Annotated in this window: 2 protein-coding genes; both read right to left on the reverse strand. The window is 71.4% G+C overall.

All coding sequences use genetic code 11. The features are described from left to right. Nucleotides 1–2,580: type I polyketide synthase (locus tag JK364_RS53460; protein ID WP_201858727.1), on the reverse strand; the 2,580-nt coding region annotated here is incomplete at its 3' end. 57 nt (nt 2,581–2,637) lie between these two features. After that, on the reverse strand, nt 2,638–11,503 hold an 8,866-nt coding region (locus JK364_RS53465; RefSeq protein WP_201858728.1), incomplete at its 5' end, for a type I polyketide synthase.

Here is an 11,503-nt window from a genome sequence, read left to right on the forward strand (position 1 = left end):
GGTGTTGGTGGTTTCGAGGGTTTCTTGGATGGCGGTGGTGAGGACGGGGTGGGGGCTGACTTCGATGAAGGTGCGGTAGCCGTCGTTGGCGAGGGTGCGGATGGTGTGCTCGAACTGCACGGTCTGGCGGAGGTTGCGGTACCAGTAGTCGCTGTCGAGGGTGTCGGGTTCGATCCAGTGGCCGGTGACGGTGGAGAGCCAGGGGATGGCGCCCGGTTGGGTGGTGACGTCGTGGAGTACTTCGTGTAGCTGGTCTTCGATGGTGTCGACGTGTCCGGTGTGGGAGGCGTAGTCGACGGGGATGATGCGGGCCCTGGTGCCTTGGTTGGTGTAGTGGGTGTGCAGCTGGTGGAGGGCGTCGGTGTCGCCTGCGATGACGGTTGACTGAGGGCTGTTGTGCGCGGCGATCCAGAGTCGGCCCTGCCACGGGGCGAGTGCTTCCTCGGCCTCTGCTGGTGAGGTGAGGACGGACATCATGCCGCCGTGTCCGGCGAGGTGGTGGGCGATGGTCTGGCTGCGGAGGGCCACGATTTTGGCTGCGGTGGGGAGGGTGAGGTGTCCGGCGACGCAGGCGGCGGCGATTTCGCCCTGGGAGTGGCCGATGACGGCGTCGGGGTGGATACCTATGGACTGCCAGAGGGTGGCGAGGGAGACGACGACGGCGAACGTGGCGGGCTGGACGACATCGACGCGCTCAAGGCTCGGCGCGCCGGGTACACCGGTGATGACGTCGATGAGCGACCAGTCGGTGTACGGGGCGAGGGCTTCGGCGCATTCGTTCAGCCGGGCGGCGAACACGGGCGAGGTGCCCAGGAGTTGGGCTCCCATCCCGACCCACTGGGCTCCCTGACCGGGGAAGACGAACACCGTCTTGCCATCCGTCCCGGTCTGCCCGGTGACCAGGAGCGGGTCAGGCCGTCCTTCCGCCAGGGCGCGGGCGGTTGCCATGCCGCCCTCCGTATCCGTGGCGAGGATGACCGCGCGGTGATCCAGGGCGGCGCGGGTCGTGGCCAGTGACCAGCCCACGTCCACCGCACGCGGGGCGTCCCCCGACTCCAGGTGGCTGACCAGTCGCTCTGCCTGAGCCCGCAGCGCCGCCGGGGTCTTCCCTGACAGCACCCACGGCACCACCCCGCCGGTGGCCACCAGCCCAGGTGCACCCGCCTCGTCCGTCTCCGCTTCGGGCGCGTCCGCTTCCGGCGCCTGTTCCAGGATCACGTGCGCGTTCGTCCCACTGACGCCGAACGAGGAGATTCCGGCGCGACGCGGACGCCCCGTCTCGGGCCACGCCCGCGCCTCGCTCAGCAGCGACACCGCACCCGTAGCCCAGTCCACCTTGCTCGTGGGCTCGTCGGCGTGGAGCGTCTTGGGCAGTACGCCATGCCGCATGGCCTGGACCATCTTGATGATGCCCGCGGCGCCCGCCGCCGCCTGCGTGTGGCCGATGTTGGACTTGATGGAGCCCAGCCAGAGCGGCTGCTCCTCCGGGCGGTTCTGGCCGTAGGTGGCCAGGAGAGCCTGGGCCTCGATCGGGTCGCCAAGACTCGTACCGGTGCCGTGTGCCTCGACCACATCCACATCGGCCATCGTCAGCCCCGCGTTGGACAGCGCCTGGCGGATCACCCGCTCCTGCGAGGGGCCGTTGGGTGCGGTGAGGCCGTTGCTTGCGCCGTCCTGGTTGACGGCGGTGCCACGTACGACGGCGAGCACCTGGTGCCCGTTGCGGCGAGCATCGGACAGCCGCTCCAGCAGCACCAGACCCACACCCTCGGACCAGTTGGTGCCGTCCGCGCCCTCACCGAAGGACTTGCAACGGCCGTCGCGCGCGAGCCCCCGCTGCCGGGAGAATCCGACGAAGCCACCGGGGGTGGCCATCACCATCACCCCACCGGCGAGCGCCATCGAGCACTCCCCGGACCTGAGCGCATAGCTGGCCAGGTGCATCGCCACGAGCGACGAGGAGCAGCCGGTGTCCAGGCTGACCGCCGGGCCGAGCAGACCGAGCGAGTACGAGATACGGCCGGACGCGATGCTGCCCGCGCCACCGATCCCCAGATACCCCTCGAACCCCTCCGGCACCTGGTCGACGGTCAGCGCGTAGTCGCCGTTGGCCACGCCGGTGAACACGCCGACGTCGCTGTCCGCCAGCGAACTCGGGTCGACACCCGCGTTCTCCAACGTCTCCCACGCGGTCTCGAGCAGCAGCCGCTGCTGCGGGTCGGTGGCCAGCGCCTCCCGTGGGGAGATGCCGAAGAACTCCGCGTCGAACTCCGCCGCGTCGGCGAGGAAACCGCCCTCGTGTACATAAGAGGTGCCGACGGTGTCCGGGTCGGCGTCGAAGAGGTTCTCCAAGTCCCAGCCGCGGTCCTCCGGAAAGCCGCCGATCGCGTCCCGGCCGTCGGCCACCAGATCCCACAGCCCGTCCGGAGTGGTCACCCCGCCCGGGTAGCGGCAGCCCATGCCGACGATGGCGATCGGCTCCTCCGTCGCCGTCTCGGCCTTGCGCAACCGCTCCCGCGTCTGGTGCAGATCGGCGGTAACCCGCTTGAGGTAGTTGAGGAGCTTTTCGTCATTCGCCATCTGGACCTCGCCAAGAGCCTCGTGGGTGAAATCGGTGAGCGGAGACGAGAGGGGGAATCAGTCCACGCCGAACTCCTGGTCGATGAAGGCGAACACATCGTCGGCACTCGCCGTGTCGAGCCGTTCGGTGACGGTGTCGCCGTTCACGCCGACCGCCTCGATCTCGGCGACCTTGGTGGTCATCCGCTGCAACCGTGAGGTGATCCGGGCGCGTTCGATCTTCTCCTTCGGCAGCGTCACCAGACTGGCCTCCAGCCGTTCCAGCTCGGCCAGCACCGAGTCCACCGACGAGGTGTCGGTCTGGCCGAGTTCGCTGCGGATGCGACGGGCCAGCACACTGGGCCGCGGGTGGTCGAACACCATCGTGGCGGGCAGCCGCAGCCCCGTGGCGGCGTTGAGGCGGTTGCGCAGTTCCACCGCCGTCAGCGAGTCGAATCCGATCTCGCTGAACGGACGGTCCCCGGTGGCGTCGGCGCTCGCGTGTCCGAGCACGGCCGCGGCCTCGGCCTGCACCAGCTCGGTGAGCAGCCGCTCCTGGTCCTCGGGGCTCAGCCCGGCCAGCCGTGCGACCAGCTCCGTCTGTCCCGCGCCGCCCTCGGACGCGTCCTCGGCCAGCAGCTCGATGACGTCGGGCAGTCCCCGCAGCAGCGGCCGGAACCGGGCCATGGTGTAGCCGGGGGCGAACCGTTCCCAGTCGATGTCGGCCACCACGCCGTGGGCGGTGCCACTGCCCACCGTGTGTGCCATCGCCAGCGCCGCCAGCCGCGGGTCCATGGTCATCAGACCCGTACGGCGCCACTGCGCGCCCATCATCTCGTCGATCGTGCCGAGGCCACCGCCCCAGGCGCCCCACGCCACCGACGTGGCCGCCAGCCCCCGGGCGCGGCGCCGCTGCGCCAGCGCGTCGAGGTAGGCGTTGCCGGCCGCGTAGGCGCTCTGGCCGCCGCTGCCCCAGGCCGCCGCACCGGACGAGAAGAGGACGAAGGCGTCCAACTTCCGTTCCCACAGCAGGTCGTCGAGGTGCCGTGCCCCGGCGATCTTCGCCCGGCCGATATCGGCGAACTCGGCGAGTGTCATCTTCGACAGCGGCTTCTCCGGCAGGGCCAGCCCCGCGGCATGGACCACGGCCGACAGCGGCGCGCCGTCCGGAAGCTCCGCCAGTACGGCGGCGAGCTGCTCCCGGTCGGTCACATCACAGGCCGCGATGGTCACGTCCGCGCCCAGCTCGATCAGCTCGTCCTCCAGCTCCGCCGCGCCCGGCGCCTGCGGACCCTGGCGGCTGAGCAGCACCACATGCCGGGCGCCGTGGCCCGCGGCCCAACGGGCCACGTACGAGCCGAGCCCGCCGGTGCCGCCGGTGATCAGCACCGTGTCCCGTGGCTGCCACACCGGTGCCGAGGCCACCGGTTCGCGCCGCATCCGCCGGGCGAACACCCCCGACGCGCGCACCGCCACCTGGTCCTCCGCGTCCACTCCGGCGAGGATCGCGCACAGCCGCGCGAGGGCCGTCCCGTCCGGCGTCTGCGGCAGATCGACGATCCCGCCCCACGTGGACGGCTGATCGAGCCCCTGCACCACGCCCATCCCCCAGACCAGCGGCTGGAACTCGCTGGTCACCTCGGACAGCTCGCGCACGGCGACCGCACCACGGGTCAGGCACCACAGGGGAGCGGCGAGGCCGATCTCCTCCACGGCCTGTGTCAGTGCCACCGTGGCCGCCACGCCCCGGGAGAGGGTGCCGGGCTCGTGGACACGCTCATCCCATGCCAGCAGGGACACCACGCCGGCGTACTCGTCGTCGGAGGCGTGGGACATCCGCTCCCGCAGGCGCGCGGTCAGCTCCGCCTGCTCCACGGTGTCCACCTCGACCACCACGGGGTCGGCGCCGTGCTCGGCCAGCGCGGCGACCACGCCCGTCACCGCGGCGTCGTCCGCCTGTGCCGAGGGGACGGCCACCAGCCACGTTCCCGGCAGTATCGGCGGCTCCCCGGCCGCCACCGGATCCCATGCGATGCGGTACGACCAGCTGTCCACGGTGGACTGGTCCTGGTTGCGCCGCCGCCACGACGTCAGCCCCGGCAGAACGGGCTCCAGCGCCTTCTCCTCGACGCCGAGCGAATCGGCGAGGGAGGACAGGTCGCCCCGCTCCACGGCGTCCCAGAACACCCCGTCGGCAACCGCCTCCGGCACCTCGGACGGCGTGAGCCAGTAGTGGTGGTGTTGGAAGGGGTAGGTGGGGAGGGGGGTGGGGTGGGGGTTGGTGGTGGTGTAGAGGGTGGTCCAGTTGGGGGTGTGGCCGTGGGTGGTGAGGTGGGCGAGGTGGGTGAGGAATCGGGTGGGGGTGTCGTCGTCGCGGCGGAGGGTTCCGGTGATGGTGGTGTGGGGGGTGTTGGTGGTTTCGAGGGTTTCTTGGATGGCGGTGGTGAGGACGGGGTGGGGGCTTACTTCGATGAAGGTTCGGTAGCCGTCGTCGGCGAGGGTGCGGATGGTGTGCTCGAACCGCACGGTTTGGCGGAGGTTGCGGTACCAGTAGCCGCTGTCGAGGGTGTCGGGTTCGACCCACTGGCCGTCGACCGTGGAGAGCCAGGGGATGGTGCCGGGGGAGGCGGTGACGCCTTCGAGTACGTGGTGTAGCTGGTCTTCGATGGTGTCGACGTGTCCGGTGTGGGAGGCGTAGTCGACGGGGATGATGCGGGCCCTGGTGCCTTGGTTGGTGTAGTGGGTGTGCAGCTGGTGGAGGGCGTCGGTGTCGCCTGCGATGACGGTTGACTGAGGGCTGTTGTGCGCGGCGATCCAGAGTCGGCCCTGCCACGGGGTGAGTGCTTCCTCGGCCTCTGCTGGTGAGGTGAGGACGGACATCATGCCGCCGTGTCCGGCGAGGTGGTGGGCGATGGTCTGGCTGCGGAGGGTGACGATTTTGGCTGCGGTGGGGAGGGTGAGGTGTCCGGCGACGCAGGCGGCGGCGATTTCGCCTTGGGAGTGGCCGATGACGGCGTCGGGGTGGATGCCTACGGACTGCCAGAGGGTGGCGAGGGAGACGACGACGGCGAAGGTGGCGGGCTGGACGACATCGACGCGCTCAAGGCTCGGGGCGTGGGGTGCGCCGGTGATGACGTCGATGAGTGACCAGTCGGTGTATGGGGCGAGGGCTTCGGCGCATTCGTGGAGGCGAGCGGAGAACACCGGTGAGGTGCCCAGGAGTTGGGCTCCCATCCCGACCCACTGGGCTCCCTGACCGGGGAAGACGAACACCGTCTTGCCATCCGCCCCGGTCTGTCCTGTGACCAGGTGCGGGTCAGGCCGGCCCTCCGCCAGGGCGCGGGCGGTTGCCATGCCGCCCTCGGTATCCGTGGCGAGGATGACCGCGCGGTGATCCAGGGCGGCGCGGGTGGTGGCCAGTGACCAGCCCACATCGACCGGGTTGGCGTCGTTCCCGGATTCCAGATGGCTGACCAGGCGCTCTGCCTGGGCGCGCAGCGCGCCAAGGCTCTTGGCGGACAGCACCCACGGCACCACGCCGCCCGTGGCCACCAGCCCAGGAGTACCCGAGCCATCCGACTCCGCCTCAGCCAGGGCAACTTCCGGCGCCTGCTCCAGGATCACATGCGCGTTCGTCCCACTGATCCCGAAGGACGAGATCCCGGCGCGACGCGGACGCCCCGTCTCCGGCCACGCCCGCGACTCGGACAGCAGCGACACCGCGCCCTGCGACCAGTCGACCTTTGTGGTGGGCTCGTTGGCATGCAGGGACCGCGGCAGCGTGCCGTGCCGCATCGCCAGCACCATCTTGATGAGGCCCGCGATGCCCGCGGCGGCCTGGGTGTGGCCAAGGTTGGACTTCAGCGAACCGAGCCACAGCGGCTCATCCCCCGTGCGCCCCTGCCCGTAGGTGGCCAGGACCGCCTGGGCCTCGATCGGGTCGCCGAGGGCAGTGCCGGTGCCATGCGCCTCGACCGCGTCCACATCGGCCGCCGACAGCCCGGCGTTCGCCAGCGCCTGCCGGATCACCCGCTGCTGGGAGGGGCCATTGGGCGCGGTGAGGCCGTTGCTCGCCCCGTCCTGGTTCACCGCCGTCCCGCGGATCACGGCCAGCACCTCATGCCCGTTGCGACGGGCCTCGGAGAGCCGTTCCAGCAGCACAAGACCGATACCCTCGCTGAAGGTCGTGCCGTCGGCGCCCTCGCTGAAGGACTTGCTGCGGCCGTCCGGTGCCAGCCCGCGCTGGCGGGAGAAGCTGATGAAACCGCTGGGCTTGGCGATCACCGTCACGCCACCGGCGAGGGCCATCGAGCACTCGCCCGCCCGCAGCGCCTGTACGGCGAGGTGCAGCGCCACCAGCGATGACGAGCACGCCGTGTCCACCGTCACCGCGGGGCCTTCCAAGCCCAGCAGATAGGCCACGCGACCGGAGGCCACACTCGTGGTGCTGCCGGTCATCAGATACCCCTCCAACTCCGGCGGGGACGCCTCGGAGTGGCCGATGTACCCCTGGTCGATGACCCCGGCGAACACTCCGACGGCCTGTCCGCGCACGGACATCGGGTCGATGCCTGCCCGTTCGAACAGCTCCCACGAGGTTTCGGCGAGCAGCCGCTGCTGCGGATCCATCGCCAGCGCCTCACGTGGCGAGATGCCGAAGAACTCGGCGTCGAAGTCACCCGCGCCGCTGAGGAATCCGCCTTCGCGCACATACGACTTGCCCACGGCGTCCGGGTCGAGGTCGAAGAGTGCCTCCAGGTCCCAGCCCCGGTCCGAGGGGAACGGGCCGATCGCGTCCCGGCCCTGGAACACCAGATCCCACAGCTCCTCCGGGCCGGTGACCTTGCCGGGCAGCCGGCAGTTCATCGACACGATGGCCACCGGGTCATCGGCCGGGTCCACCGCCGTAGCGCGCACCACCGCCGACGTCGACGGCGAGGCGGTGTCCCCCGCCACCACGGACCGCAGATGCGTGGCCATCGCCTCCGGTGTGGCGTAGTCGAACACGACCGTCGCGGGCAGGCGCAGCCCGGTCGCGCCGGAGAGCCGGTTGCGCAGTTCCACCGCGATGAGGGAGTCGACGCCGATCTCGCTGAACGCACGCCGGGCGTCCACGGCGTCCTTCCCGGTGTGCCCGAGCACGGTCGCCGTGTGGTCCCGTACCAGGTCCAGCAGCAGCCGGTGCTGGTCGGCCTCGGACAGCGCCGCCAGCCGGGCCGTAAGCCCTCCCTCGGCCGACGCGCCCGCCATGGACCGCAGGGTGCGCCGGGTCGGCCGGACGAGGCCGGTGAGCAGCGGCGACACATCGCCCGGAGCGGGCTCGTCCCGCAGCGCGCCGGAAGCCGGCTTCGCGGTGTCCAGCTTCGCCGGTACCACCAGGGACAACCCCAGGCCGAGGGCGCTGTCGAAGAGGCTCAGCGCGTGTTCGGTGCTCATCGGGCGGACGACGCCGTGCCTGGTGCGATCCCGATTCGCCGTGACCAGCGCGGCGGACAGATCGCTGGTCTCCGCCCACAGGCCCCAGGCCAGTGACAGCCCGGCCAGCCCCGCCGCGCGCCGCTGCTGCGCGACGGCGTCGAGGTAGGTGTTGGCGGCGGCGTAGTTGGCCTGGCCCGCGTTCCCCAGGATTCCGGCGGCGGAGGAGTACACGGCGAAGAGGGCCAGGTCGTGATGGCGTGTAAGGTCGTGCAGATGGGCGACCGCGTCGACCTTGGGGCGGAAGACGGTGTCGATGCGGTCGGGGTCGAGGGTGGTGATGATGCCGTCGGCGAGGGCGCCGGCGGTGTGCACGACACCGGTGAGGGGATGGTCGGCCGGGATATCGGCGAGGAGCGTGGCGAGTTGGCCGCGGTCGGCGATGTCGCAGGCGGTGATCCGCACCCGCGCGCCGAGTTCGGCCAGCTCGTCGTGGAGGTCGGCCGCGCCGGGGGCGTTCGGCCCCTGGCGGCTTGCGAGGACCAGGTGGCGTACGCCGTGGTGTGCCACGAGGTGGCGGGCGATGGCGGAGCCGAGGGTGCCGGTGCCGCCGGTGACCAGGACGGTGCCCTCGGGGTCGAGGGCGCGGGGGAGGGTGAGCACGATCTTGCCGGTGTGGCGGCCCTGGCTCATCCAGCGGAACGCGTCGGGCGCGCGGGTGATGTCCCACGGCCGGGTGGGCAGCGGGGGGATCAGGCCCCGCTCGAACAGGTCCACCAGCGCGACCAGCAGCTCCTGGATCCGGTCCGGCCCCGCGTCCGCGCCCAGGTCGAACGCGCGATACACGCGGTCCGGATGGGCGGCGCTCACCTCGGCCGCGTCCCGGATATCGGTGCGCCCCATCTCGATGAACCGGCCGCCGGAGTTGAGCAGCCCCAGCGAGGCGTCGATGTGTTCGCCGGTGAGCGAGTTGAGGACGAGGTCGGCGGTGGGGAAGGTCTGGGCGTAGGCGAGGTCGCGGCTGGAGGCGCGCCGCTCCTCGGGCACGCCGAGCCGTTCGAGGACGTGGTGTTTGGCGGGGTGGGCGGTGGCGAGGACGGTGGCGCCGAAGTGGTGGGCGAGGTGTGCGGCGGCCATGCCGACACCACCGGCGGCGGCGTGCACCAGCACCGTCTCACCCGGCTGGACGTGGCCCAGGTCCCGCAGCGCGTACAGCGCGGTGAGATAGGCGACCGGCACCCCGGCCGCCGCCGTGAACGACCAGTCACGCGGCATCCGTACGACCGTCCGCCGGTCCGCCACCACCAGTGGCGCGAACGAACCGGGCAGCATGCCCATCACGTGGTCGCCCACGGCCAGGTCCGCCACACCCGGGCCGACCTCGGTCACCACACCGGCGCCCTCGGTGCCGATCTCCGCCTCGTACATCCCGAGGGCGATGAGCACATCGCGGAAGTTCTGGCCGGCGGCGCGCACCGCGATCCGCACCTGGCCCGCCTCCAGCGGCGCCTCCGCCCGGGGGTGGGGCACCAGGGTGAGGTTCTCCAGCGTGCCGTGTTCGGTGACGTCCAGATGCCACGCGGCGGCTGCCGGTACCGCCAGTCCCGGGCGGGCGCGCACCAGGCGTGGCAGCCAGGCGGTTCCGCCACGCAGCGCGAGCTGGGGTTCCTCCGTGGCCAGCGCGGCGGGCAGGGCCCCGGCCGACCGGTCGTCGGTGTCGATCACGCACACCCGGCCCGGGTGTTCGGCCTGCGCCGCGCGCACCAGGCCCCATACCGCGGCGGCCGCCGGATCGGTGACCTCGGAGTCGTCATGCACCGCCATGCCGCCCCCGGTGAGCACCACCAGGCGGCTGTCGGCGAGTCCGTCGTCGCTGATCAGACGCTGTATCGCGGCCAGTGCCCGGCCGGTCAGCTCACGGGCGCGCTCCGGCGGCTCGCCGCCCTCCGTGCCGTACGCCCGGGTGTCGGCCACGACCACCGGCGGCCACGCGTCGTCGTCGTGCACGGCGTCCAGGTCCGCCCACGCCACCTCGTGCCGGGCAAGGGGATGCTCGGTCCACTCCACGGTGAACTGGGAGTCCGCGCTGGACGAGGGCGATGTGGAGCGGAGCTGCTCCGCGGTGGTCTCCCTCAGCACCAGCGATCCGACGGTCACCACGGGCACGCCGTGCGGATCGGTCGCGTGCAGTGACAGGTTGTCCGGCCCAGTGGAGGTGACCCGCACCCGCAGGGCGGTGGCGCCACCGGCGTGCAACCGCACGCCGTTCCACGAGAACGGCAGATACGTCGCGCCACCTGGCTCATTGCCCGGGCAGAAGTTGCTCGCGTGGAGCGCGGCGTCCAGCAGCGCCGGATGGATGCCGAAGCGGCCCGCGAGTTCGTGCTGCTCCTCGCCGAGGGTGATCTCGGCGAACACCTCACCGTCGAGGGTCCACGCGGCGGTCAGCCCGCGGAACACCGGCCCGTACTCGTAACCCGCCTCGGCCAGGCGGTCGTAGAAGCCCTCCAGGGCAACGGGCTCCGCCCCGGCGGGCGGCCACTGCCGCTCCGCCTCGACGGGAGCGACGACCTGCGGGGACAGCACGCCCGAGGCATGCTCGGCCCAGGGCTCGGACTCATCGAGGCGGGAGTAGACCCGTACCGCACGGCGCTCGTCGTCCTCGGCCGCGCCGACCAGGACCTGCACCTGAAGCGCGCTGTCGTCGGGCAGGAGCATGGGCTGGCCGAGGACCAGCTCCTCCAGCACCGGGGTGGCGGTCTCGTCCCCGGCACGTACGGCAAGTTCCACGATCGCCGTACCCGGCACCAGGGCGACGCCCGACAGCGTGTGGTCGGCCAGCCAGGACTGCGCCGACGGCGCCAGCCGCCCGGAGAGCAGCACCCCTCCGGTGTCCGGCACGCTGACCACGGCCCCCAGCAGCGGATGCGCCGCGTCGCGCAGGCCGACGGAGCCGACATCTCCGGAGTGGCCGGTGGCGGCCAGCCAGTAGTGCTGGTGCTGGAAGGGGTAGGTGGGCAGGGGGACTTGGGAGGGCGTGGTTCCGGCGTAGGCGCTGGGCCAGTGGACCGGTGTTCCGGTGGTGTGGAGTTCGGCGAGGTGGGTGAGGAAGCGGGTGGGGGTGTCGTCGTCGCGTCGGAGGGTGCCGGTGATGGTGGTTTGTAGGTCGGGGTGGGTTTCGGTGGTGTCTTGGATGGCGGTGGTGAGGACGGGGTGGGTGCTGACCTCGATGAACACGCGGTAGCCCTGGTTGAGGAGGGCTTGGGTGCCTTCGTGGAAGCGGACGGTTTCGCGGAGGTTGCGGTACCAGTAGTCGGTGGTGATGTGGGTGGGGTCGGCCCAGTCGGCGTGGACGGTGGACATCCAGGCGACTTCGCCGGGGGATGCGGTGACGCCGTCGAGCACCTGGTGCAGTTGGTCTTTGATGGTGTTGACGTGTCCGGAGTGTCCGGCGAAGTCGACGCCGGGGAGTTGCCAGCGGTAGATCTTGGCTTTGGAGAGGGTTTTGCCGAATTCGGCGAGTGCGTCC

It is taken from the genome of Streptomyces endocoffeicus (assembly GCF_016741935.1).
GTDB lineage: Bacteria > Actinomycetota > Actinomycetes > Streptomycetales > Streptomycetaceae > Streptomyces > Streptomyces endocoffeicus.